The following is a 24,361-nucleotide window of genomic DNA, read 5'->3' as shown; positions in this document are numbered from 1 at the left end:
TTGGCCGGCGCGGCCGGGGGTTAGCCGATTCCATAGTAATGACGTTCAAAGTTGCTGATGGAGGTCATTGCTCCCTGGGCCATTGCGTCAAAGCCGTCTGGATAAACCATGTGATAGCTGGCAGAGTGGAACATCGGCTGTCCGCTGACGTGCAGCCACAAACGCCGCAGCGGATTATGGGCAACTCGATAGCGCGGCATAATATCGCCGCCGGCGAAGCCTTCGGCAAAAACCGACTTTACCGTGAAGAGCAAATTATCATAGGCCGCCACCGGCCGGCCCAGGGCATTGGCCACCTCGTGCGCCGCGCCGCTGCGCGCGCCATAGCAGGCCAGCAGCAGCAACGGTTCATTGGGGGAAAACACCTGCTGCTCGGTCTTCATGGCAACGTCCAGCAGCGGCTGAATATACTCATAGGCGACCGTCGCGGCGGAAACCATCTGCCCTTCAGGGTTTTGCAACAGCGCGCCTGTCGGCGAGCCGTGAGTTTGAAACGCCAGGATGTGACGGTTGGCGTAATTGGTATACAGCCCCATCTCCGATTTGTTGAGATGGTAAATTGGCCGCGGCGCAAAGCCGGCGCTTTCTATCGCCATGGCCTCTCTGGCCGCGATCGCCTCGCCAATACCGCTGGCGGCCAGCGCGACACCCAATGAACACAGTGACAACACGCCGGCCACGTGCGGATGCTGTCGATCCAGCATGCCCGCGGCGATAGCGAGGATGCCGCTGGTCAATTGGGTGGCGGATAACGTGAGCGCGGTCGCTAAACCCGCCGGACCGGCGGCCAGGAAAACCGCCGGTGCCATCAGCGTGGCGCCCGCGCCATAGGCGTAATTTACCCAGGCATTCCAACTCAAGCGGCCATCGGGATCGAAGCGATTGATAGGGTCGCCGCGACCGTAAAGATAGCGGTTAATCCCCGTCAGACCGCCCACCCGCAGGTTATCCTGGGTGGTGAAGCCCTGGAGATCGGGACGATAAAGCCGGTAGCCGCTGCCGAGAAGGTAGCCGCCGCTCGCCGTATCGTACAATTCCCCTTGCCACAGCGGCAGATAGCGCGCCAATGGACTGGCGCAAGCGGCATCAAACGAAGACGTCGCCGCAGCAGGGGTGCCCCAGGCGAGGTAATGCTGGGTGGGTTGGCGGCCGTAGCGCAGGAGACTGCCGCGGCTATCCGTCGCGGTGAGTAAAATATCCGTTCCGAGCGCGGAGCGGGTTTTCACCGCCGCCAGACCGGCGGCGTGGACATAGCTGACCCGGTCAATCTCCTGCGCCGGCCTGGTGGGACAATGGTGTTTGATATGCGCCAAGCGGCGGCCGTGATAAAAGTGCAGGGAGGTTGCGTCTTCGCCGCTCTGTCCTTGCAATCGATTGAATGCGTCGTAGCAATAACATGTCGCGGGAAGGCCGTCGCCGGAGACCGCTTGCAATCGCCCTAGGGGATCGTAACGATAGCGCCGCCGATGACCGTCATCTATCAGGCGGCCTTGCAGATCATAGGCCAATTGGACGGTGCGGGCGTCGGCGCCGCCGTACTGGATGCTGGTGCGGCGAGTGGGGCAGTCGGGGTGGTGGTAGCCATAGCGGGTCGTTTGTTCGGCGGGACAGCCGGTTTGTGTGGGTTGTGCATAGTGTACCGTCGCCTCGGTAAGGTTGTTTAGCGCATCCCAGGTGAACGTTTCGGCGATCACCTGCTCAAATTGCTCGCCCACCGCCGCCAGCAGCGGCAACTCGCCGGCGTAGCGGCAGGCGGTAAGGCAGCCGCGCGCGCTATAGTCAAAACTTTCGTAGCGCCGTAACGTCTTTCCGCCCCTGCGTTCTTGCAGCGTACGTTTGACGATCTGATCCAGGCCATTAAACTGCTGGCTAATGATGAGTTCCACCGGCGTTTCCGCGCCCGTTTGGCTGGTGACCAAGATATTGACCGGGCGGTTGAAAGCATCAAACAGCCACCGGGTAGTCACGTTTTCCTGACCGGGCAGTCTTACCTGCCGGCGCGTCATGCGCTCGAGATGATCGTAATCAAAATGGACTTCCATATAATTGTCGCGTACGGAACTCAAGCGACCGGCGGCGTCATAGCGATAGCGTATATGCGTATCTTCGCTATCGCGCACGCTGAGGAGCCTTCCCGCGAGGCTGTACCGGTAATAGACCTCATACAGCAGTTGATCCCGCGCGCTGAAAATCATCTCCTGCACCCGCTGACCCTGTGAATTGTAGCGCAGGGCGACGCGGCTCACGACGGCGCCGGAGGGGGAGGCGTCGGTACGGTATTCGGTGCAGCCAATAAGATACCCGGTGGTGTTATCGTAATGGAACTCGCGGTGGCCTCCCTCCCAACTTTGCCGGATCAAAGCGTTATGCTTGGGATGAAAATCGAACCGCGTGATCGTGCCATCGGCATGTTGGACTGCCGTGGGTAGCGGGCTCAGGGCGGCATAATAGACCTGGGTCGCCGTCGGCGCTTCCCCCTCGCGCGATGCCGTCATCCGCCCCCAGCGATCGGTCTCGCAGCGGTATAGCGTTTGCTGAGGCGCCGTGGGTCCCGCGCTGATGGCGATAAAGGACGGACTGTCGTCCGGCGAGCGGTAACGATAATGCAGCAGACTGCCGTCCTGCAGCGTCTGCTGCGCTACCCGATCGTCATCATTATAGCGCCAACGGATGGCCTGGCCTGTCCCCCGTTCGTTCACCGCGCTCAAACGGCATTGATCGTCATAATTCAGACGCAGTTCACTGATAATGACGGAGGCTTTGCCGTCAGGCTGCGGCAGCAGACGCAATTGCCGCAATGGCTTACCGTGCCGGTAACGTTCGTAGAAGATACCCGAATAGTGCGGCGCAGCATTGCCATGGCGGCCGCTGCGGTAGTCGCTGCGCGTTTGTTTGCTGCTTTTCTGTTTAATAATGTCCAGATGATGGTAATGGCAAACGCCCTGCTGGCCGTCGTGATCGACGCTTGCATAACGGTGACCCCAGTGATCCCAGGCGCAATCGTTGTAGCGGGTGACAAGCGGGCGAATGGGGCCTTCCTCATCGCTGTGGTCGTAGGTTGTGAGGCGGGAAAGCCGTCCCAGCGGATCATACTCGCGTTGCTCGATCGGTAGCCGATTCAAGGGATGCTGACGACATTGATAATAGCGGCGGTGCAGCCGACCGAAACCGTCAATATGGCTGATGATACGGTTGCCCTGAATATCGGTACGGGTCAGAGTAATTAACCCGTTCTGGCGGAAGTTCTCCTCCAGCCAACGGTGGCTGACCGAGGCGTAGGGGGTATCGGCATGGTGTTCCGTTTTCTCTAGATATCCCTCCGGGGCATAGTGATAGCGGGTCGTATTGCCGTAGGCATCGGTAAATGACAGCAACGCATAGCCGGCATGACGCCATACCCGAGTGGTGGTGAGCGGCGCGGCATCGTCCAGATGGCGCAACTGCGTTTCCCGCTGTAGCTGCGCATCGGCGTCGTTTTGGCCTGCGGGAATCATTTTGCTCCAGCGGTAGGTTTCGCTAAACGTGTTCGGGGTATTCTCCGGGTAGTGGGTATAGGTTTTTTTTATCAAGCGGCCGTGTTCATTATTGCCGCCGTCGGGCTGCATGTGATAATCAAAGCGCTGTAGCAGCCGGCCCGGTACTTCTTCAGCGATGCAGAGGATCATTTGCCGCCCCGCCAGCGGCGAGCCGCTCCGGCCGGGGAAGCCGCGGTAGCGATAGAAGACGGTTCTGCCCGTGGCCGGATCCCCCCCTCTACGGCAATGGGTTACGCTTTTGATGAAGCGGATAAAGCCCTGAGGCTCGGCAGGGCAGTGTTCCTCCCCTGCCGGCGAGTAGTAGGTGATGCGTTCGCTGCTGCCGTCGGGATAAACATGCTGGATGAGGTTGCCCCCATTATCATATTCATAGCGGGATATTTCGCAGCGATAGCGGGGCAGATATCGGGGCGCCGGCCCGTTTTCATCCCAGGTGACCCGTTTTTCTCGCGCCAGCGCGTAGTGCGCGCTTTGATCGGCCAGCGCCAGCGCATCGTCACAGTTATAAGCCCATTGCGTGCTGGTTCGTCCTCGCCGCCGTTGTCCACAGACCTGCGTTTCGCGGATCTCCTCTTTCGCCACCAGTAAATGCAAGCGATTGTAGCGGTGGATAATCGTCTGGATCTCAGGTGCGCCGTCGTCGGAATGGAGAACGTTTTCCGCCGGCATGGGCAGGATACGGGTCATCACCGACTGATAAGGGGTCGGGGCTTCCGCGGCGCCGTCAGGATGATGGTGACGGGTCGGATGCGGAGCAACCGCATCGCTGTGGCTGATGCTGAAGGTTTCGGTCAGGCAATACAGGCGCTTATCGCCGTCGCTGACGGTGGTGGTATGGCCGTTGACAAGGGGGAACACCGCATCTTCTGCGTAGCCAAACGATTCGCACACGCCGCCGGACAAGTTAACCTGTTGTATTACCCCCAAGGTGGGGTGATAGGCGATACGGCATAAAATCCGTTCCCCCGCGGATCCCCTGGATAGCTGAATCAGTCGGCCTCCGGCGACGGTCAACAGGGTGGTGACGGGGGCTTGCGATGCGGGAAAGCAGGTAAAAACCAGCTCTGCGTTTATCGCAGACGCCGTGTTGCTCTTTGCATCGGCCTTGGCCCCTGCCCGGGCGCTGGCGTTTGCCTGTACAAAGGCTTCTGACGCCGGGTTTCGCGCGCTCCGGGCGTTGGCCTCGATGTCAGCAATCAACCCAGCCTGCGCTGGGGCGTCGGCTTCCGTCTTTGCCGCACTTCGCGCGGTGGCCTCGATGTCAGCAATCAACCCGGCCTGCGCTGGGGCGTCGGCTTCCGCTTTTGCCGCACTACGCGCGGTGGCTTCGATGTCAGCAATCAATTCGGCCTGCGCAGGGGATCCGCCTTCAACATCCATCCTGGCACGCGCCTTTTCCCCGGCGGGTGGCAATAACCGCAGCGACGTGCGCAGCAATTCGCCGTCGTCATCGGCAACGGAAATCAACAGCGCCAGATGCTGCCGCCATCCCCAACTGAGCGTTAGGGCGTTTCCTCCCGCAGAGAGCCGCGTTTGCAGTCGCCACAGTACATCGTCGGCGGGTTGCTGCGGCGAACGGGAGACGATTTCGATTGCGCCGTTGCGATAATAAATCCACAGGCTGTCTTGGCGCGTAGCCAACTTGATGTGCTGCGGGCACGGAGAAAGGAAAGCCCATTCCCCGTCTCGTCGAGTAAGCCCGAAACGCGCGCCGCCGTCGGTTTGCAACTGCCGGGTCTGCGGATTGAACCATGACAAAGTATCGCGGAAACCCTGACCGTACAGGCTAGGCTGCGTTTCCAGCGGGAGATAGTCCAGCATCAGGCTGAGCGCCGGACCCATGTGGTCATTGCCGATGAGGTGCAGCAGCGGTAACTGAAAGCGAATCAAACCGGTGCGCGGGTCAATGCACGGTGAAGTAAATGTATTCATACATCCTTGTCCTGGGGTCAAAAAGCGCCGGGAAAATAGCGCGTCATGGCGGTCGTTGCTTCCGATAGCGGGCGGCCGCCGGCGAAAGGGCCGTCGGGATAAAGCAGCGGATAGCACATTGTCGGGGCAGGGCGATAGCCCATGAAAAAAAGGTAAGCATGGGCCGCGCCACCTTGCGCCGCAGCGGGAAATGATCCATCGCGCTGAACACTTGGCGCGAAACCCTCGGCGGCAAAAGCCATTGCGGGCCCTAACGCGAGCGTGAATGTCGCCATCGGCCGGCTAATGAGATCGGCGAGCTGCCGGGCGGATTCGGTGCCGGCGGCGTAGCTGGCAAGCATTAACAGCGGATGATCGACGCTTATCCACGGTTCTTCGCTCGCAAGCATAGGCAGAAGGCTTGGCCAGGGGGGAGCGATTGAGCGTGGGCTCGTCGGCAATAAACTGCCGTGATGCCCGCGTTGCAGGATGTTTTGCAACGTGGGGCAGGCGGCCTGCGCCAACGGGTTCTGGTACCGATAGTGGCTGAAATGATTTACCTGGTTGTTGCCATGTTTCAAACATGAAAGGGATAGGCTTTGAAACGCGTCCAGCGGTGACTGCCGGCGGCGGTGTTCCCCCACGACCGGCTCGTCGCAGCCGGCGGCCAGCGCCAGCATTTTTGACGACCACAGCAGGGCGCAGCTGACCATCGGGTCTTTATACTCCAGCGATCCCGACGCAATAGCGGAGGCGGCCCAGCTAAAGTCTGTTGCGGTTAGCATGATATGCAGAGGAGGGGTGGCGCTCAACACCGTATCGAAGGCGGGGTGCGTCAGCGGAGGCGCTTCTTTGCCCGACGGCTGCGTCATCCGTCCCCTGCGGTTGCCCCGCGCGTTGGGAAACGTTTGGTTAACGGGATCGTTCATCATGAAGGTATAAGGGTTCAGTCCCGCCACGCCGGGAAAACGCAGAGCGGCGGGGGAAATGAACCGCCGGACCTCGGGCTGATACAGCCGGTGATCGCTGCCCATAAAGTAGCCGTTGACGGCGCTATCGAGCAGGCAGCCCTGATAACGGGGCATGTCTTCAGGCAGGGTAGCGTCGGTTGCGACGCCCTCCATAGGCTCATTGGCCAGCCCCCAGGGAAGATAATCAATCCGCGCAGTGCCGCCGGCCTGCACGGTATTTCCTTGCTGATCGGCGGCCAGCAACAGTACTGACGGCCAGCCCGGTTGACGCTCGCAGCGGGTGATAAGCGCGTGGGTATTGCCGTAGTGAAAAAGCGTTGCGTGCGTCAATCCGTTCTTGCGCTTATCCAGGTTGATATGCGCCGTCAGCCCGTTGATGGCGCCGGCCACATTGGGCACATCGTCTTTTTTGATGGCGTCAAGCACCGTCTGCGGCGGAAATGGCGTGTCGCGCGTGTAGCGTTTGACATGGGTTAGGCGATTCTGGCTGTAAAGATAAACCGTCTCACCCCGTTCATCGCCGCAGGCGAAAAGGCGGCCGGCGGGATCATAATGGTAGAATTTATAGTCGTGATTCGGGGTGAGGGTTAAAATCAAATGGCCAAAGCGGTCGTAATAGTAGCGAAGGCCCTGATGATCCTGAACTAGCCTGCCGCAACTGTCGTAAAGCAGCATGTTTGTTAGCGCAGGCTTCGCGGAATGCGACAGGTCGGTGAGGCGGGTGGGCGCTTCGCCGTTATGATAGAAATAGCGGGTGGTGAGAAATGTCTTGGCCGCGCCGCTCGCGGTCCCGTCGCCGAGTGGCGCGGTTTCGGTTCTCACCTCGGTGAGATTGGCGAGATCGTCGTACTTGAATTCCTGCCTGAGCACTTGCCTATCCATTTGCCCATCGTTAGCTAGCAGCGGCAAATTCCCGTGATAATGGCAATTCGTCAGATAGCCGCGTCGGTCATAGGAAAATGTTTCCTGACGCGTGCGGCCTACGCCCCCCGATGTTTCCGTTACCGTCTTGGCGATGATGTTATCCAATCCATCATACTTGAGCGCTATCTGTAGCGTTTTGGCGTCGGCCGTATGCGGCCCGCAGGGCGTGATAGCGATTTTGGTCACCCGATTAAAAAAACCGTAGCGCAGTTCGCGCCTGACGCCTTTGCCCGTGGCGCGCTCGGTGACGGTATGTTGCGCCAGGCGCCCGAAGGCATCATAGTCCAGCGATAGCTCGACTTCGCTGCCGGTCAATGTTATCAGCCGTCCCGCGCGGTCATAACGATAGAGATGCGTCTGGCCAAGGCTATCGCGGGATTGCAGCAGTCGACCGGCCAGACTGTAGTCATACTCGGTCCAAAACCCCTTTTCGTCCTCCGGCCCACAAACCGTTTCGCGGATCACTTGGCCTTCAGAATTATATTGGTAGCGTAGACAAGGGCCGGCCAGATCGTCGAGGAAATGATCCTGTACCGCCGTCACTCGACCGGCATTATCATAGTGAAACCGCCGTAGGCCATCGGCATACTTCATTTCAATCAACGCATGCTTCAAATGACGATGGTAGCGAAAGTGGAAAGTATTATGGCCGGCATCGGTATAGCCGATCGGGCGGGGGTGGGCACCCTCATAGCGCCAGGCGTTAGCGCCTTGTCCGAGCTGTTTTTCGCTCAGTATCCGCCCCCAGCCATCGAGGCTGCGTACATAGAGCTGATAATGGTCCGCGGCAGGAGCCGGTAAAGGTTGGCGCGACGACAACGGGGGGGAAAAGCGAATCTGGGTTGGCGGGCCATCCTGACGGTCATAGACATAGCGAAAATTACCGGTGTCGCCAATACTCATCAGGCATAAGCGATCCTGATAATCATATTGATAATTAACGTAATGCTGGGATAGCGTTTCGGTGACGGCGATAATGCGCTGCATATCGTCGCGGATAAACTCAGCGGCGCTGATAAGCTTGCCGAGGTTGTCTATTTCGCATGCCGCCTCGTCTAATGGCACGGCTAGGTCGGGCAGTGCAGACGCCTCCTCCCCCGCTGGCGGTCTTTTGTTGACAGAGCGGAATCCCTCTAAGGTTATGGCACTGCGCGTTTCACGCAATAGCTTTAGCGGTCTGTTTACTATGTCGTAATGCTCTTCAATCACGCCCGAGGCACAGGCGCGGAGATCGACCGAACGTGATGTAACATCGTAAGGAAACTGTTCGCGGGTTTGCCTGTCGTCAAAAATAGCATTATCGATGAGGTGATATTGCCCCCGCTCGCCGTCATGATGCAAGATGACGTTAAGCTGCCCCCACTCATCGTAGTAATATTCACCTCGGTGTTGCGCGATTTGTTGCGAGGGCGCCAGCGTGTTCGCCGCAATGTGCCAATCATTCAGCGTCGCCTCGATTAACCTGCCGGCGCCGTCATAGCGTCGTTCTTCCAGCGTGACCGGATTATCCGCCCGTCGGGCGCTGCAATAGGTTTTTCTGTGCAGGCGGCCGAAACCGTCAATATAACGATGAACGCCATTGCCGAGAGAATCGGTTTCACTGATATGTACCAGTGAGTTCTGTTGCAGATCATAGCGGATAGTGCGGCACTGTATGGCGGCGCAGGGCGTCTGGGCGTGGCGGGTAAGGAAAAAATCCAGATCGTTATTTTGATAGCGGTAGTCGGTCTGGTTGCCCTGGGCATCAATAGTGGTTATCAGGTGATAATCGGGCAAAGACCAAATAGAGGTGGTGGTAAGCGTCTGCTGTGCCTCGTTGGCCGTCCGTGCAGGCGTCATCTGAGGGGCGTCATCTTCCGGTGTCGACCCTTGCGGCACGGCCGCGGCCGTCTCCGGCGCCGCCTTGGGCTCTGGACGGGTATGGCTGACGCTGAAATGGCAGGTGCAGACCAGTTCATAGTCGGTGGGAGTATTGTCCCTGGCGGAGCGTTTTTCCCAAAAATAATCTTTGCTGACCACCGTCTTTTCCGGCTCGCCGGTATAGGTCATACGCTGGGACTTCAGCCGGCCGTGGCGCGAACCGAAGGTGGCTTCCGGTTCATCATAGTAGCTTACTTCCAACGTTTTCACGTCCACCCGAGACGGCACATCACGCACGTTTTTAATGGCGGTGTCTTGTGCTGGCGCCCGTCCAGCGTCGGCGGCGGGGGCTTTTAAGGGAAAGTTATAGATGACATAGGTGACCTTATGGCAAAGCACCAGGGTGTCATGCGGCAGCACCGACGGGCGATGACAGGAAAGGGCGTCATAGTGGTAGTAGATGCGACGAATCTGCGTCGTCGGGATATCCCCTGGGGGAATTTCATAACTGACTTCGGCGGCAAAGCGACGAAAACCCAGCGGATCGGCAGGACAGTCGCTATCACTGCCATCAGCGTTAAAATAATTAACGGTGAACTGACTCCCATCGGGATACACGCAGAGGGTTAAATTGCCATCAGCATCGTAATTGTAGTGGGTAATCGTCTTTTTCTGCGGTTGCTGATCGGGGCGTTGCGGGGTGTTGACGATAGGCGGGATGCGCCAGTGTTCTTCTTTTCTTGTCGGTAAACAATAGGTGCGGGCTAATTGCGCCAGCGGCGTAGTCGTCGCGGCGTCGACGGGGGCGCGATAGCTTAGAATGAGGGTGTGCTCACTTTCCTTAAGCTGATTATTCATCGTGATTTTCGTCTGGTGCTTCTCGCTGACCAGACGGTGATAACTATCATAGCGGCGCGTAATGATTTCGCTGCCGGTCTCCGGCGCTGCCGGGCCCAGTGGGCTGCGGTTATCACGGCGGATCGTGATTTTCGATGAATAGATTTTCCCCGGCGTGAGCATATCGGGCCGGCTTAGAGGGGCGTTTGCGGTGAGAAAATCCACACAGGTAAACTGAAAGGTCTGCGTCTGCCGATATAACTCCCTCTGGTTATCGGTGACGCGGGTGGTATGGCTTGCCATGCAGGGCAGAGGTCTGACGGCCCCGTCCGCGCAGTAGACGAAGTCCTCGTTGATGCCGCCGGGCAGGCGCAGCGATGTCAGGCGATCCCGGCTGTCATAACCTATCTCGCAAAGTGCGCTGGCGCGGCAGCGCGCGTTGTCGATACTGTTCTTATCGCACTGGCTAACGCGTGTCAGTTTTCCCTGCTCTTTTTGCAGCAACAGGCTATAGCTTTGCGCTAAGCCGGGCCAAACGGTGAGAATAACGTGATTTGGCGCGGGCGGCTGGCCATCGACCTGATGCAGAGACGGCCATTTTATTTCTACCAGGCTTTGCTGCGCATCTTTTATTTGCGCGAGACGCAAACGACCGTTGACGACAATGTAGGTGAACAGTATTTCATGGCCGGCGGGAGAAAAAACCCGGTTGAGCAAATAATACTTTTGCGCAATGGCTTTTGCCTGAGGAATAATGAGCTGTTCAACGGCACCGCTTTTGTAATAAATCCAAAGTGCGCCATTGAGCATTTTCAATCGGATATGAAGCGGGGCCGGCGGACAAAATGCCGGTTCGGATGCCTCGCCCTCAAGGCGATATTGTTCACCGTTGGAGAGCGTTAATAGGCGGCTCTCCGGATCATATCGGCTGAGATTATCGTCGAACCCTTTGCCATAACCTACGTCCTGGAGATGCAGCAAAGAATAACTCAACGATAGCGCGAACTCAGGCCCTAAATGGTCATTACCAATAGCGGTAACAAGGGGGAGGCGAAAGTGTAATAAGCCGGTGCGGGGGTCGACCTGCGCTGCAAAAGGGTGGTGCATAGCGATATCCTTATCGTGGGTAATAGGTACGAGCCATCACGGCAAAGGCGTTGCCAGTGCAAGGCCGTGCGGTTGGCAATCTCTTTGATAATCGTCGGCGCAATAGCCGCCGGTAGTGGGGCGTTGCCGGAGGTACCCTTTTCCTTCTCGGTCAGGCGGTAAATTTTTATAACATGGGCGGATGGCCGGCACCACCTGACCTCTGCGGGACGCGGGGGGATTACCAGGGCCATGCAAAGGGGCGTTGTGAACGCATGGGGTCGAGGTGTCGGCAGCGGGCGCACGGCGGCTACACGGCGGCGGCGAGCGCAACGGGTCAGCATGGAACCCCGGCAAGGCTGAGGCTCCCGCCGCGGGCTGCCATCAGTCTGGAACACCGCCAGGCAGAGCGGATGGCTTACAGGGTGCGGCGTCATTGTTATGGCGGCGGGCGGTCGATTGACAGCCGGTCGAACCGTCGCGTTGTGTGGCGCATCGGCCGCTGATTGACCCCCGGGCCTCGAGTCGCCGCCGTCCAGGTAATTTGCGCGTGCCGGATAATGTATTTATCGTGAATTTATTCTAGAAATAAATAAATTTCCGAGAGCAATACGTGACGCAAATAAAAAAGAACCTGGACTGTTATATCAATCGGAAAAATCGTGAGATTCATAATCCGCCGCGCATTGGTTGAGCTTTTGTTATTTATGCCGTTGCTAGGATGTTCTCTTTACGCTAGGAAAAGTCCCTATGAAAAAAATAATATTGCTCTTGGGCGTGCTAGGATTGGCGGGGTGCGCGGGGCATCATTACGCGGAAAAACCGGCGACCACTTTGATTGATCACGGCGATTATGCAGTGGATACGTCCTCTCCCTCTCAATCACAGGATGATCGCGTTCGATTTCTCATATTCCATTATACCGCCGTCGATGATAATGAATCCCTGCGGCTGCTTACGCACGGCAGCGTGAGCGCCCATTATCTTATTCCCTCCCATCCTACCGAAATTCACGGCAAACCGGTGGTATTACAATTGGTGCCGGAAAATAAACGAGCTTGGCACGCGGGCGTAAGCGGCTGGGCCGGGCGCAATAATATTAACGATACTTCCATTGGTATTGAGATCGTTAATGACGGGTTTCATGAGAGCCCTACCGGGAAGCAGTGGATCCCCTATCATAAAGAGCAGACGGTGTTAGCGGCCCGCCTGGCACGGGATATTATCGCCCGTTATCAAATTAAGCCGCAGAACGTGTTGGCGCATAGCGATATCGCACCGTTGAGGAAAACCGACCCCGGTCCGCAGTTTCCGTGGCGGGAAATGGCGCAGCAGGGCATAGGGGCCTGGCCGGATGCGGCGACGGTGGACAACTATTTGCAGGGCAAACATCGCTGGTCCGCCGGCAATGTCACGCTCATCCAACAGGCGCTGGCCGCCTACGGTTACACCATCCCGCAAACGGGCACGCTGGATAAAGAGACACTCCGCGTCATCAGCGCCTTCCAGATGCATTTCCGCCCCAGCAATTTCACGGGCGTAGCGGATAAGGAAACCGAAGCGATCGCCCGGGCGCTGGTGGAAAAATACTGCAATCCCACCTGAAACCGGCCATGACGACACGTCCGGTTACATATCATCCGGCTTAAATTGCGTTTACTCCGGCGCGGCGGCGATAGCGGCCGTCGCGCCGTGTGGTAAGGCTTACAGGGTTTTTTTTTGCTATTTCTTTGCGCTGACGCCGGGTTTTTGGTTGTAATTTGCGCAATTGTTCAGACGCCAGACGCACAATTTGATAAAATTGAGGTTCGTTACAGGCAAAAGAGAGAGACTAATGGAGGTTATCCTGTCATGAATCCTGGTACTTCATCCCCTTCTGAAAGCGCTGAACAATCCGTTACGACGTTGTCAGGCGTGATCACCAAATCACCTAGCCGAATCAAAAATACCGCCGGTCGGCCGATGGTGAAAGCGACCATTTTGGCGGAGAGCAAAAAACGCAGTGCGTACCCTCTGACCGTGGTGGGCTTTGATATTATGGCGCTGGAACTCATGGCGCATTTGCGCGGCGAACGCCTAACGGTGACCGGGCGCATGGAGTGGAACGGCGGGTATTCCCTCATCGCCGATCGGATAGTCAGTATGTCGTGATACCCCCCGGCGCGGTAGAGCTCCCTTCGCTAACGCACCCTCCCTTTTTATAACCTCGATACCACCGTCTTCCCGACGTGATGATGACCGCAGGTTGCCGTCTGCTCCGGGAGGGGCGTGCCCGTGCGCCGGCCACGGTTGCCGGGGCCAAGCGAGAGGGCGATGGCCAGGCGGCCAAAAAAGGGGCTAAACCGACGGGGTATTTAATGCTAACATTTCGGCTCTCTTTCACAAGGATCTGAATATGAAGCGAACTCCCGTCCTGTTACTACTGGCGGCGGCCCTGAGCGGATGCGCCGGCGCGCCGGAATATACCCAGGTCGTGGCGGCTCCGGCACCGCCGGGCTATGCCGGCATCTGGACCAGCACCACGCCGCAGAAGGCGCTGATTAGCCCCGAGGCGGTGGCTAGCTTGATAATCAGTCGGTCGGGGACCACGCTGGATTGCAGAAGCTGGCAGCGGACGATCATCAGGCCGGGTAAACTGACCGCGCGCGATGCCCGGCTGTATAACATCAACGAGAAAAACGAATTGAGCGCGCTGAGACTGGACCGTGATGTTTTACATTACGGCAATCTCACTTTGCAGCGCAGCGCGTCACCCACCGCACAATGCCAGCCGTTCATCTCCGGGCAAGGGGATAATTGGGTATTTAGCGCCGCGGCGCCGACGGCAAAAGCCCCCGGCAGCGGGGCGCATAAAAAGACCGGCGTGGTGAGATAACCCGGCTAAGACCGATGCCGTCCATCGCCGGCCTTAACGCCGCACCCGATGCTCTGCGCTTTCGCCTTCCCCATCAGAGCTTATCGGGTTAAGCCGCGACCGCGGCCGTCTACGTCAGGCTGCCGGCCGCGCGCTGGCGGTGGCTGACGTAGGTATTGGTAAAAATAATTTACCTGTCTTTACGGGTATCCGCGCCCGCATTCTGATATGCTCCCTTCGCGCTTGAAGCGATCCGCTCTCCCTAGTCCCGTCTCTCGCCGTTGCCGGACTCATAGCCTTTCATGCTATGGGCTGGTTGAATCGTGAAGCCCGAAACTGAGGCCGGCCGTCAGGCAGAGATGCCGGTTAATTGAACCGCTGATTCATGTAAAGAAATGAAAGATTACAACTTTTCAGCGAATAACTCACGCCGGAAAGTGTCATAGTTGCAACCTGTATCGCTATTGATGTTTTTTCTGATTGATGCGTTACGTAATGCAACTCATCATTAGGAAAAATTGATGCCGCAACCACAGAAGTTTACCCTTGCTCTACTGCACCCGCGCTATTGGCTCACCTGGTTCGGTTTGGGCGTGCTCTGGCTGTTGGTGCAGTTGCCCTATCCGCTGCTGCGACGGTTGGGCGGCCTCCTCGGCCGTATGTCCAAGCCTTTTTTGCAACGTCGGGTGCGCATTGCCCGGCGCAATCTTGAATTGTGCTTCCCCGATATGGACAGAGAGCGTCTGGAAGACACGGTCAACAATAACTTTACCTCCCTGGGCATGGGCCTAATGGAAACGGGGATGGCCTGGTTCTGGTCCGATGCGCGCGTCAAACGCTGGTTTGACGTTTCCGGCTTGCAGCACCTGCAACAGGCCAGCCGCCACGGCAGTGGCGTGATGGTCATCGGCATCCATTTCATGTCGCTGGAGCTCGGTGGGCGGGCGATGGGGCTATGCCAGCCGATGATGGCCATGTATCGGCCCCATAACAATAAGGTGATGGAGCTCATTCAGACCTGGGGCCGTATGCGCTCCAATAAAGCCATGCTGGATAGAAAAGACCTGCGCGGTATGGTCCACGCCTTGAAGCAGGGCGAAACGGTGTGGTTTGCGCCGGACCAGGACTACGGTCCGCGGGGTAGTATTTTTGCGCCGTTCTTCGCTGTTCCCCAGGCGGCCACCACCCGCGGCACCTACACGCTGGTCCGGCTGGCTCAGCCGCAGCTGGTCCCGGTGGTGCTTATCCGCAAGCAAGATGGGCGCGGCTACCAGCTGTTGATTCAGCCGCAGCTAAGGGACTACCCGCAGAACGATGAAATGGCGGCCACCTGCTATATGAATCGGATTGTGGAGCAGGAGATACTGCGCGCGCCGGATCAATATCTTTGGCTGCATCGCCGTTTCAAAACCCGGCCGCGTGGCGAGCTGTCGCTGTATGTGTAGACATGCTGCCGGCCCGGCTGATGGCTTAATCGAGAGGGCCAGGGGGGCAAGTATCGCGGTTCCAGAATTATCCGAACACGGCCGCCCTGTGGATAACTGGGGCGATGAAAGAGAACAGAGATACCGCTAAGTTATTTATTAATCTAATTATTCCTGCTAATGTGTCCTAACACGTTTCCTCCCCGCTCCTGTTTCTTCAACTTTTCGGCTTTTCTCTCAAATTTTGTTACCAATATTACAAAAAATTACTAGTACAGCGGCGGCTTCGTTTGGCTACACTGATGAACTTTAAATGCGCATTACCCTTTTTCGCCAATTTGACAGGTATCTTATGTTACGCAATAAGCGCTTCCGGGCACTCTCTCTGTTGACCACCCTTGGCATGTCGCTAGCCAGTTTCAACACTTTCGCCGACACCGATATCTTTACCGCACTCGATGATCCTTCCACCGCCAAAAAAAGCTTTGATGGTGATGCTCAGGCAAGCTACAACGCCCAAAGCGGCAATACCCGCAATTCCAATCTGGCCGCCAGCACCACCATGACCTGGTTCCAGCAGTCGAATGCCTATAGCCTTTGGGGGGAAGCCGCCAACAACTCGTCCGACGATCAGCGCAGCTCGGAGAAATATCAGGCCGGCGCCCGTGCCCGCCATAACCTCAGCACGCAAAACTTTCTGTTTGCTCAGGGGAGCTGGTTGAGCGATCGCTATAACGGCTACCGTTCGCGCGATACGCTGGTCGCCGGCTACGGTCGCCAAGTGCTGACCGGGCCTATCCACACCCTGCGCGTCGAAGCGGGTCCTGGCGTGCGCCATGATGAATACCAGGGCGGCGGCAATTCCACCAAAGCGCTGGGTTATGCGGCGGCCTCGTACAGCTACCAGTTGACCGACAACACCAAATTTATTCAGGGGCTGTCGCTGCTCGCCAACGATGACACCACGGTGAACTCGGAAACCGGGCTGAATGTCGATATCAACGATCATTTTGCGCTGAAAGTCGCTTACAACGTGACCTGGAACCAAAATCCGCCGGATAGCGCGCCGAAGCATACCGATACGAAAACGTCGGTCTCGCTGGTCTATAAAATGCAGTGATGGCTTACCGGCGCTGCCGGATAAGCGTTACCCGTCGGTCGTGACCGATGTTCGATGTCATGTAGGCGCCACGGCGCCTTTTTTTATGCACCCTCCGCCACCGCATTTCCCGCGCCGTCCCTCGTCGCTTTTCGGCTGCCGCCGTTGTTGCGATTGCGCACCGCCCGTCGCCGCGTTTCAACTAACTGTTGTTGCGATTGCGCACCGTCCATGGCGGTGTTTTCCGAATGCGGAGCAGATTCTTTCAGTGGCCGACCGGCGAACGCGAGATAATGCGCAGAGGGGCAGCGCGCGCCGCTTTGGCTGTTCACGCGGGGGGAAACGGCCTTGACGTCAGCAGATGCCCCACGCTGTCAGCGTGATCCGCAGGTTAAAATGTTTTTTTAGCAATATTTATCACGGATTACTGATCTAATGCTGGACAAAAAGCTTGCCAATTGCTGTACTACTCGACGACACAGAGTTTGTGTCTATCATTTATTTAAAGGTAAGTTTGATGTCTAAGATTAAAGGTAACGTTAAGTGGTTTAATGAGTCCAAAGGATTCGGTTTCATTACGCCTGAAGATGGCAGCAAAGACGTGTTCGTACACTTCTCCGCCATCCAGAGCAACGGTTTCAAAACCCTGGCTGAAGGTCAGCGCGTAGAGTTTGAAATCACCAATGGCGCCAAAGGCCCTTCGGCTGCTGACGTTACTGCTATTTAATTAGCCAGTTTCTTGAAAAACCCGCCCTGGTGCGGGTTTTTTTTCGCCTTGCTTTCAGCGTAGCGTAGGGGATCACGGCGTGCGGACATGGCCGACAAAGCCCGGTGGCCTGTGGCGGGCCGCCGAGTTAAATCGGCAGCGGCGGCGCCAGCCAGTTTACCACGCCCATCGCCACTGCCGTCATCAGCAGCGAGCCGAGCAGGTTGAGCAGGATATTCCCTGCGGCCCAAAAGATTTGCCCGCCGGCCATCAGCGCCACCGCTTCGGCGGAAAAGGTGGAAAAGGTGGTTAGGCCCCCGCAGAAACCGGTGGTCAGCAGCAACTTCCAGGCCGGATCCAACTGCGGCATCCGGGGGAAGAGCGCCAGCGCCAAACCAATGATGAACGCGCCGACAAGATTGACGAGCAGTGTGCCGGCGGGAAAGGGCAGACCCGAGTGGGTTAATTTGATGCTAACATACCAGCGCAGAACACTACCGATACCGCCGCCGATGAAGACGGCCGAAAATAAGGCAAACATAGCAACCTTTCACAATGAGAGTGGGTAAAACCCCGGAAAGGAAAACGTGACGCCACGTTCCCCAATACCTGCGGGCGAACGTAGACATCATCAGCCAGAACGGCGGTTATAAGGAGGAATGTCATCTCCTGATGGGTCAGTATAACAGAATTCGCGGCACGGAAAAGCGGTTGACGAGGGGAGGCAACAGGCGTAACGGGTGGCAATCTGTTACACATATCGCTTGTATTGCAGCCGCATTAGCGGTAAAAAGCAGGTAATATTCATTCACTGCTGAAGTTATCAGCCAGCGTTAACCCGGAAGGTGGTTATGGAAGGTTTAAGCATTACCAAATTGTTAGTCGTCGGCGCCCTGATCGTGTTGTTGTTCGGCACTAAAAAGCTGCGCTCGCTGGGCGGCGACCTGGGTGCAGCCATCAAAGGCTTTAAAAAGGCCATGAACGATGACTCGGCGCCGGCGCAGCAGACGCAGGCTGATGATGCGGCGCGTATCGCTGACCGCAAAGAATAAGTCTTCGCGGCAAAGAAGGGTGGTCGCCGGTGGCGCCCGCCCTTTTTTTTGCCCGCGCGCCGGCGTTTTATTTGACTTCGATGCCTTTGGCCTGCAAATCCGCGTGGTAGGACGAGCGCACGAAGGGCCCGCAGGCGGCATGGGTAAAGCCCATCGCCAGCGCTTCTTGTTTCATCTCGTCAAATTCCTGCGGGCTTACATAGCGTTTAACCGGCAGATGATGGCGGCTGGGCTGCAAATATTGGCCGAGCGTAAGCATCGTGACGCCGTGACGGCGTAGATCGCGCATCACCTCAATGATTTCAGCGTTGGTTTCACCCAGTCCGACCATCAGGCCCGATTTGGTCGGCAGATGCGGGTTCGCGGCCTTGAAATTCTCCAGCAGCTTGAGCGACCAGTGATAGTCGGCGCCGGGGCGCACCTGGCGATACAGGCGCGGCACGTTTTCCAGATTGTGGTTGAAAACATCGGGCGGCGCGGCATTGATGATATCCAGCGCGCGATCCATACGGCCGCGGAAGTCGGGCACCAGCGTCTCGATGCGGATGCTGGGATTTTTGGCGCGGATGGCGCTTATACAATCGGCAAAATGCTGGGCGCCGCCGTCGCGCAGATCGTCACGATCGACGGAAGTCACCACCACGTAGCGCAGCCCCATATCGGCGATAGTTTGCGCCAGTTTTTCCGGCTCGTTGGCATCCGGGGTGACGGGGCGGCCGTGCGCGACATCGCAGAACGGGCAACGTCGGGTACAGATAGCTCCCAGGATCATAAAAGTCGCGGTGCCGTGGTTGAAACACTCCGCCAGGTTCGGGCAGGACGCTTCCTCGCACACCGAGTGCAGGCCGTTTTTACGCATCGCGGCCTTGATGCCCTGAATGCGACTCGAGTCGGCGGGCAGTTTAATTTTCATCCAGGAGGGCTTGCGCAAGATTTCCTGACGTTCCACCGCGACGGTTTTGATGGGAATTAACGCCATTTTGTCAGCGTCACGGTATTTAACGCCGCGTTCCATCTGTATCGGTTTACTCATAATGGTGCAGGTCCAGTCCCGAAGTCGACAGCCTGAAGAGTAGGTAAATCAGCCTGTTACGTGAATATTAAACGAGTATCAAAAAAATTTTAAAAATTATAACATGTTGTTCACAGCGGGTGAATGCAAAACGTGGCCTGAGGGGCCAATGCGCTTGTGCAGGGCATCACGCCGCGGTTCAAGCGCCGTAGTGCGCCGCATCCCACCCCTGTATTTCGCCGGCCGTAGCGTCCATCAGCCGCAGGCATTCTGCGAGGAGCACCGGCGCCACATCGTCCATGCCGGTGCCGGGGGACAGATCGCTCACCTGCGTCATGCGTAGACCGGCATAGCCGCAGGGGTTAATACGCAGAAAAGGCGAGAGATCCATGGCCACGTTCAACGCGAGTCCGTGGAAGGAGCAGCCTTTGCGGATACGTAAACCGAGCGAACAGATTTTATCGGCGCCGACGTAGACGCCCGGCGCGTCGGCGCGGGCGTGGGCGGAAATAGCGAAGCGCGCCAGGGTGGCGATGACCGTTTGCTCCAGTAGGGTAACCAGATCGCGCACCCCAAGCCGGCGGCGGCGCAGGTCCAGCAGGACATACATCACCTGTTGTCCCGGACCGTGAAAGGTCACCTGACCCCCGCGATCGCTTTGGATGACCGGGATAGCGCCCGGCTGCAACAGATGCTCAGCCTTACCGGCCTGGCCTTGGGTAAAGACCTGCGGATGCTGCACCAGCCAGATCTCATCGGCGCTGGCGGCGTTACGCTCATCGGTGAAGCGGTGCATCGCCCGCGACACCCGCTCATAAGGTTGCAGACCCAGCTGGCGGATAACCAGGCTCTCTGACACGATGATCTCCCGGCTTACAGCACCATACGTACGATGTCTATTTTACCCAGCTCTTCGTACAGCGTTTCGACCTGTTCGATATGGGTGGCGGTAATGGTAATGGAAACGGAGTGGTAATTGCCTTTGCTGCTGGGTTTAACCTGCGGCGAATAGTCGCCCGGCGCGTGGCGCTGCACCACTTCCACCACCTGATCCACCAATTCCGGCTGGGCGCTACCCATCACTTTATAAGTAAACGGGCAGGGGAATTCGAGCAATTCATTCAGTTTGGTTTTCATAAGGACTCCCGGTGACCGGCATGGATATACCGCAGCGGCGGCAGGCGCCGGCGCTCCCGCCGCAGCGGGGGCAGATAGAATAGGGTTATTATAGGGGCGCGGATCCGCCCCTGACAAGGGATGAACGGATTAACCGAACCAATGGTGGAACATCAACTTGACATAATCGACCATGCGGCTGAAGAAATTGCCTTCTTTCACTTCATTAAGCACCACCAGCGGGCGTTGTTCGATGGTTTTACCGTCCAGTTGGAAATTGATGGTACCGACGCGCTGATTTTTCGCCAGCGGCGCGTGTAATTCCTGATTATCCAGCACATAGCTGGCTTTGAGATCCTTCATCCGGCCGCGCGGGATAGTCAGATACGCATCGCTGTCCACCCCCAGCTTCACGCTGTCGCTATCGCCAAACCACACCGGCTCGGCGGCGAACTCTTTGCCGGCCTTCAGCGGCGCCACGGTTTCAAAAAAGCGGAAACCCCAGGTCAGCAGCTTGCGGCTTTCGTTTTCACGGCCTTTCATGGAATGTCCGCCGAGTACCGCGGAAATAAGGCGCATCTGGCCTTCGGTCGCCGAGGCGACCAAATTGTAGCCCGCGGATTCGGTATGGCCGGTTTTGATGCCGTCGACGTTCAGATTGCTGTCCCACAGCAGGCCGTTGCGGTTCATCTGACGAATGTTGTTAAAGGTAAATTCTTTTTCTTTATAGGTGGCGTACTCGTCCGGCACGTCGCGGATCAGCGCTTTACCGATCATGGCCATATCCCGGGCGGAGCTGAACTGTCCGGGGGCATCCAGACCGTGGACGGTTTCAAAATGGGTATTTTGCAGCCCCAGCGCGCTGACATAATTATTCATCAGCCCCACGAACGCATCCTGGCTGCCGGCAACGTAGTCCGCCATCGCTACGCAGGCGTCATTGCCCGACTGAAGAATAATGCCGCGGTTGAGCTGCGACACCGGTACCCGATCGCCCGGTTTCAGGAACATCAGCGAGGAGCCTTTGAACACGGGATTGCCGGTGGCCCAGGCGTCTTTGTTTACCGTAACCACATCATTCGGGGTGATTTTGCCGGCTTTAATGGCTTGGCCGATGACATAACTGGTCATCATTTTGGTCAGGCTGGCGGGGTCGCGGCGCGCGTCGGCATTCATCTCCGCCAGCACTTTACCGGAATTGTAATCGATGAGGATGTAGGATTCGGCGTCGATTTGCGGTACGCCCGGAATCATGGTCTTCAGATTGACATCGTCGGCAAAGCTTGCGGAAACAACGCCCATGACCAAAACGGTACTCAAGGCTAACCGACTGAATAAGCGGGGTGTAGTTACATTCTTCATGTCAGGATAACGGCATCCATGGGGGTAAGTTAAAATCGTGCCACACTATACCAGATGTCAAAAATGGCGGCATCAGGCAAAACGGCACCGCGTGCGGCTGAGGCAAATAATTTTGTTTCAGGGGTTTACACGGTGCATCGACTTATTGACAAACGGCCGGCGACCCCGGTCAGAGCGCGCTGGCCAAAGACCATCAAACGCCGCCGGCCGGGAACAGGTAGAGGGCGCCGGTCGGAAGCGGTAGACGGTGGTTGCCGGGAAACGGACGCCGCCGGTCGGGAACGGTCAAGCGGCGTCGGTTGTGACATTGTCGATCGCGGCGGCTATAGCGCCGTGATAAAGGCCTGTTGCTGGGCTTCGCTCTGCAATCGCTGCACCAGCGCCTGCGCCTGCTGACGACTCGGGAACGGGCCTAACTGCACGCGGAATAAATTGCCGTTGGCCGAGACTCTACCCGGCACGCTGAAGCGATTACTGAGGTCTTTTTGCCAATTGGCGGCGCGCTGGGCATCGCCGATGGCGCCTACCTGCACCATGAAACGGCCGGCGGCGGCCGGCGGTGCGGCGTCCGCGGCGGGGGGCACGGCGCTGGCCGCGGTTTCAGCGTTTTGAGTTTCCACGACGCCCGCCGGTAAGGCCGACGGCGCGCCGAGGAACCCGCTGCGTTGACCGGTGGCAGCGAGCGGTGCCGTCGTTTGTTGGCCGGCGGACTGCGCGCCGGCGCCACCTTGGTCGACCGCGCCGCCGTCGGCGCTGAGCAGCGCGCCGTTAGCGCCGGCACGGCTTCCCGTCGCCGCGGGCACCGCCGCACCGCTATTGCCGACCATGGTCGCGCCGTTGCCGGAGGAGAGTGCCGCGCCGCTATCGCCAGAGGCGCCCGTGACGCTCAGATCCGGCCGCGGCGGTAGGGCGAAGCTCTGTTTCGCCACCACGGTGCCGACGGTGCCCGGGCCGGTCAGCGTGCCGTCCGGCGCCACCTGAATGAAGTCGACCCGTACCTTGGTATTGTTGGAAATATTCAGTCGGTCGGCGGCGGCGCGGGTCAGATCGATGATGCGTCCCGGCGTGTATGGGCCGCGGTCGTTAACGCGCACCACCAGTTGGCGGCCGTTGCTCAGGTTGGTCACCCGCACGTAGCTGGGCAGCGGTAGCGTCGGATGGGCGGCCGCCAGCGCGTAGGCATCGAATGGCTCGCCGCTGGCGGTGCGGGAATTGCCGCTGCTTTCGCTGTCATACCAGGCGGCAAGGCCCGTTTGGCTAAAATTTTGCGGGTTTTTAACGATGCTGTAGCGCTTGCCGTTGACCTCGTAATCCTGCATGTTGCCCGGATTATAAGGCTCATAACGTGGTTCAGCGCCGCTGATTTCCACAACGGGCCCGGTGTAGGCGGGCTGTGCCTGCGTCGAGGGTTGGGTCTCCTGCTGGGTGGTACAGGCGCTGAGCGCTAATCCCATCATGCCGATAATGCACCAAAGCTTTCGCATTGCTCACCTCTATAAACTTTTAGACAACATTTTTCGATGAGTATGTATCGACATGACGATACCAAACCCCGCCATTAGCACGATCAGCGCCGAGCCGCCGTAGCTCACCAGCGGCAGCGGCACGCCAACCACCGGTAAGATACCACTAACCATACCGATATTCACGAACACATAAACGAACAAAATCAGCATTAAACCGCCGGCCATGACCCGTCCGAACGTGTTCTGCGCCCGCGCCGCGATGACCAGACCGCGCATGATGACCCCCAGGTAAAGGGCCAGCAGCACCAGGACGCCAATAAGCCCCAACTCCTCCCCCAGCACCGCGAAAATAAAGTCGGTGTGGCGCTCGGGCAAGAACTCCAACTGCGACTGGGTGCCGTGCAGCCAGCCTTTGCCGGACAGGCCACCGGAGCCGATGGCGATTTTCGACTGGATGATATGGTAGCCGGCGCCGAGGGGGTCGGTTTCAGGATCCAGCAGCATCATGACCCGGTCGCGCTGGTAATCATGCATCAAAAAGAACCACAGCACGGGGATAAACGCCGCCACCAGCAGCGCCGCCACGGCGATCAGTTTCCAGCTCATGCCGGACAAAAACAGCACGAACAGGCCCGACGCGGCGATAAGGATGGCGGTGCCCAGATCGGGCTGCGCCGCCACCAGCAGCGTGGGCACGAAAATCAGCACCAGCGCGATAGCGGTATTTTTCAGCGACGGCGGACAGCTGTCGCGGTTGATAAAGCGCGCAACCATCAGCGGTACGGCGATTTTGGCGATTTCCGAGGGTTGAAAGCGGATAAAACCCAGGTCCAGCCAGCGCTGCGCGCCTTTACTGATTTGCCCGAAGGCATCCACCAGCACCAGCAGAAACACGCAGAAAATATACAAATAGGGCGCCCAGGCCTCATAGACGCGGGGCGGCACCTGCGCCATCACCAGCATCACCAGCAGGCCCATAACAATCTGGGCAATCTTACGTTCCATCATGCCCACATCTTGGCCGCTGGCGCTCCACACCACCAGGGCGCTGTAGACCAGCAGCAGGGTGACGAAAAACAGCAGCATTACGTCAATGTGCAGCTTGTTCCACAGGGAGGTTTGTTGCGGATTATCAGTCATGATCG

Annotated in this window: 16 protein-coding genes and 1 riboswitch; of the genes, 7 read left to right on the top strand and 9 right to left on the bottom strand. The window is 57.9% G+C overall.

Translation table 11 applies throughout. The features are described from left to right. Window positions 1–20: 20 nt before the first annotated feature. Both SANT_RS14505 and SANT_RS14500 read right to left on the bottom strand, forming a co-directional pair. Window positions 21–5,468, bottom strand: coding sequence for an RHS repeat-associated core domain-containing protein (locus SANT_RS14505; RefSeq protein WP_025422998.1), 5,448 nt, complete (start codon window positions 5,466–5,468; stop codon window positions 21–23). A 17-nt stretch (window positions 5,469–5,485) separates the two neighbouring features. Continuing rightward, window positions 5,486–11,146 (bottom strand): RHS repeat domain-containing protein, encoded by a 5,661-nt coding sequence (locus SANT_RS14500; RefSeq protein ID WP_025422997.1) that lies wholly within the window; start codon window positions 11,144–11,146, stop codon window positions 5,486–5,488. A gap of 729 nt (window positions 11,147–11,875) precedes the next feature. Between SANT_RS14500 and SANT_RS14495 the strand changes: the two genes are divergently transcribed. From SANT_RS14495 to cspE, 6 genes are all read left to right on the top strand, one after another. After that, window positions 11,876–12,730, top strand: a complete 855-nt coding sequence (locus tag SANT_RS14495) for an N-acetylmuramoyl-L-alanine amidase (RefSeq protein ID WP_025422996.1) — start codon at window positions 11,876–11,878, stop codon at window positions 12,728–12,730. Between the two features lie 246 nt (window positions 12,731–12,976). Next, the gene (locus SANT_RS24720; protein ID WP_071882031.1) at window positions 12,977–13,276 is read left to right on the top strand and encodes a hypothetical protein; all 300 of its coding nucleotides are present in this window, start codon (window positions 12,977–12,979) and stop codon (window positions 13,274–13,276) included. A 244-nt stretch (window positions 13,277–13,520) separates the two neighbouring features. Beyond that, window positions 13,521–14,000 (top strand): lipoprotein YedD, encoded by a 480-nt coding sequence (gene yedD / locus SANT_RS14485; protein WP_025422995.1) that lies wholly within the window; start codon window positions 13,521–13,523, stop codon window positions 13,998–14,000. 500 nt (window positions 14,001–14,500) lie between these two features. Then, a complete protein-coding gene (gene lpxP / locus SANT_RS14480) occupies window positions 14,501–15,424 on the top strand; it encodes a kdo(2)-lipid IV(A) palmitoleoyltransferase (protein ID WP_025422994.1) in 924 nt (307 codons plus the stop codon). A gap of 331 nt (window positions 15,425–15,755) precedes the next feature. Further along, window positions 15,756–16,523 carry a DUF481 domain-containing protein gene (locus tag SANT_RS14475; protein ID WP_025422993.1) on the top strand — a complete coding sequence of 256 codons (768 nt, stop codon included), beginning with the start codon at window positions 15,756–15,758 and terminating at the stop codon, window positions 16,521–16,523. A 496-nt stretch (window positions 16,524–17,019) separates the two neighbouring features. After that, a complete protein-coding gene (gene cspE, locus SANT_RS14465; RefSeq protein WP_025244663.1) occupies window positions 17,020–17,229 on the top strand; it encodes a transcription antiterminator/RNA stability regulator CspE in 210 nt (69 codons plus the stop codon). A 127-nt stretch (window positions 17,230–17,356) separates the two neighbouring features. Here the strand turns inward: cspE and crcB are convergent, their stop codons facing one another. Further along, a complete protein-coding gene (crcB, locus tag SANT_RS14460) occupies window positions 17,357–17,749 on the bottom strand; it encodes a fluoride efflux transporter CrcB (RefSeq protein WP_025422991.1) in 393 nt (130 codons plus the stop codon). A gap of 74 nt (window positions 17,750–17,823) precedes the next feature. Then, window positions 17,824–17,887: riboswitch (Fluoride riboswitch) on the bottom strand. A 172-nt stretch (window positions 17,888–18,059) separates the two neighbouring features. Here crcB and tatE point away from each other — a divergent pair. Continuing rightward, window positions 18,060–18,260, top strand: coding sequence for a twin-arginine translocase subunit TatE (gene tatE / locus SANT_RS14455; RefSeq protein ID WP_025422990.1), 201 nt, complete (start codon window positions 18,060–18,062; stop codon window positions 18,258–18,260). Window positions 18,261–18,327: 67 nt separating this feature from the next. On the opposite strand, the gene lipA is transcribed toward tatE, so the two are convergent. The 6 genes from lipA to mrdB form a co-directional block, all read right to left on the bottom strand. Next, a complete protein-coding gene (gene lipA, locus SANT_RS14450) occupies window positions 18,328–19,293 on the bottom strand; it encodes a lipoyl synthase (protein ID WP_025422989.1) in 966 nt (321 codons plus the stop codon). Between the two features lie 178 nt (window positions 19,294–19,471). Beyond that, window positions 19,472–20,131, bottom strand: coding sequence for a lipoyl(octanoyl) transferase LipB (gene lipB / locus SANT_RS14445; RefSeq protein WP_025422988.1), 660 nt, complete (start codon window positions 20,129–20,131; stop codon window positions 19,472–19,474). 14 nt (window positions 20,132–20,145) lie between these two features. Next, the gene (gene ybeD, locus SANT_RS14440) at window positions 20,146–20,409 is read right to left on the bottom strand and encodes a DUF493 family protein YbeD (protein WP_025244668.1); all 264 of its coding nucleotides are present in this window, start codon (window positions 20,407–20,409) and stop codon (window positions 20,146–20,148) included. 129 nt (window positions 20,410–20,538) lie between these two features. After that, window positions 20,539–21,750 (bottom strand): D-alanyl-D-alanine carboxypeptidase DacA, encoded by a 1,212-nt coding sequence (dacA, locus tag SANT_RS14435; protein ID WP_025422987.1) that lies wholly within the window; start codon window positions 21,748–21,750, stop codon window positions 20,539–20,541. A 323-nt stretch (window positions 21,751–22,073) separates the two neighbouring features. Further along, window positions 22,074–23,234: an endolytic peptidoglycan transglycosylase RlpA gene (rlpA, locus tag SANT_RS14430; RefSeq protein WP_025422986.1), complete on the bottom strand. Its 1,161-nt coding sequence runs from the start codon at window positions 23,232–23,234 to the stop codon at window positions 22,074–22,076. Window positions 23,235–23,243: 9 nt separating this feature from the next. Beyond that, a complete protein-coding gene (gene mrdB / locus SANT_RS14425; RefSeq protein ID WP_025422985.1) occupies window positions 23,244–24,356 on the bottom strand; it encodes a peptidoglycan glycosyltransferase MrdB in 1,113 nt (370 codons plus the stop codon). Window positions 24,357–24,361 lie beyond the last annotated feature (5 nt).

The organism is Sodalis praecaptivus, assembly GCF_000517425.1.
GTDB lineage: Bacteria > Pseudomonadota > Gammaproteobacteria > Enterobacterales > Enterobacteriaceae > Sodalis_A > Sodalis_A praecaptivus.
The sequence above is the reverse complement of the archived record's forward strand: the minus strand, read 5'-3'. Positions and strand labels throughout refer to the sequence as shown.

What these genes read in the sequence shown, in the direction of transcription:
- SANT_RS14495 (WP_025422996.1), top strand. Translation starts at nt 11,876, where the DNA reads ATGAAAAAAATAATATTGCTCTTGGGCGTGCTAGGATTGGCGGGGTGC.
- SANT_RS14505 (WP_025422998.1), bottom strand. Translation starts at nt 5,468, where the DNA reads ATGAATACATTTACTTCACCGTGCATTGACCCGCGCACCGGTTTGATT.
- mrdB (WP_025422985.1), bottom strand. Translation starts at nt 24,356, where the DNA reads ATGACTGATAATCCGCAACAAACCTCCCTGTGGAACAAGCTGCACATT.
- rlpA (WP_025422986.1), bottom strand. Translation starts at nt 23,234, where the DNA reads ATGCGAAAGCTTTGGTGCATTATCGGCATGATGGGATTAGCGCTCAGC.
- SANT_RS14475 (WP_025422993.1), top strand. Translation starts at nt 15,756, where the DNA reads ATGTTACGCAATAAGCGCTTCCGGGCACTCTCTCTGTTGACCACCCTT.
- SANT_RS24720 (WP_071882031.1), top strand. Translation starts at nt 12,977, where the DNA reads ATGAATCCTGGTACTTCATCCCCTTCTGAAAGCGCTGAACAATCCGTT.
- cspE (WP_025244663.1), top strand. Translation starts at nt 17,020, where the DNA reads ATGTCTAAGATTAAAGGTAACGTTAAGTGGTTTAATGAGTCCAAAGGA.
- dacA (WP_025422987.1), bottom strand. Translation starts at nt 21,750, where the DNA reads ATGAAGAATGTAACTACACCCCGCTTATTCAGTCGGTTAGCCTTGAGT.
- lipA (WP_025422989.1), bottom strand. Translation starts at nt 19,293, where the DNA reads ATGAGTAAACCGATACAGATGGAACGCGGCGTTAAATACCGTGACGCT.
- lpxP (WP_025422994.1), top strand. Translation starts at nt 14,501, where the DNA reads ATGCCGCAACCACAGAAGTTTACCCTTGCTCTACTGCACCCGCGCTAT.
- yedD (WP_025422995.1), top strand. Translation starts at nt 13,521, where the DNA reads ATGAAGCGAACTCCCGTCCTGTTACTACTGGCGGCGGCCCTGAGCGGA.
- tatE (WP_025422990.1), top strand. Translation starts at nt 18,060, where the DNA reads ATGGAAGGTTTAAGCATTACCAAATTGTTAGTCGTCGGCGCCCTGATC.
- SANT_RS14500 (WP_025422997.1), bottom strand. Translation starts at nt 11,146, where the DNA reads ATGCACCACCCTTTTGCAGCGCAGGTCGACCCCCGCACCGGCTTATTA.
- crcB (WP_025422991.1), bottom strand. Translation starts at nt 17,749, where the DNA reads ATGTTTGCCTTATTTTCGGCCGTCTTCATCGGCGGCGGTATCGGTAGT.
- ybeD (WP_025244668.1), bottom strand. Translation starts at nt 20,409, where the DNA reads ATGAAAACCAAACTGAATGAATTGCTCGAATTCCCCTGCCCGTTTACT.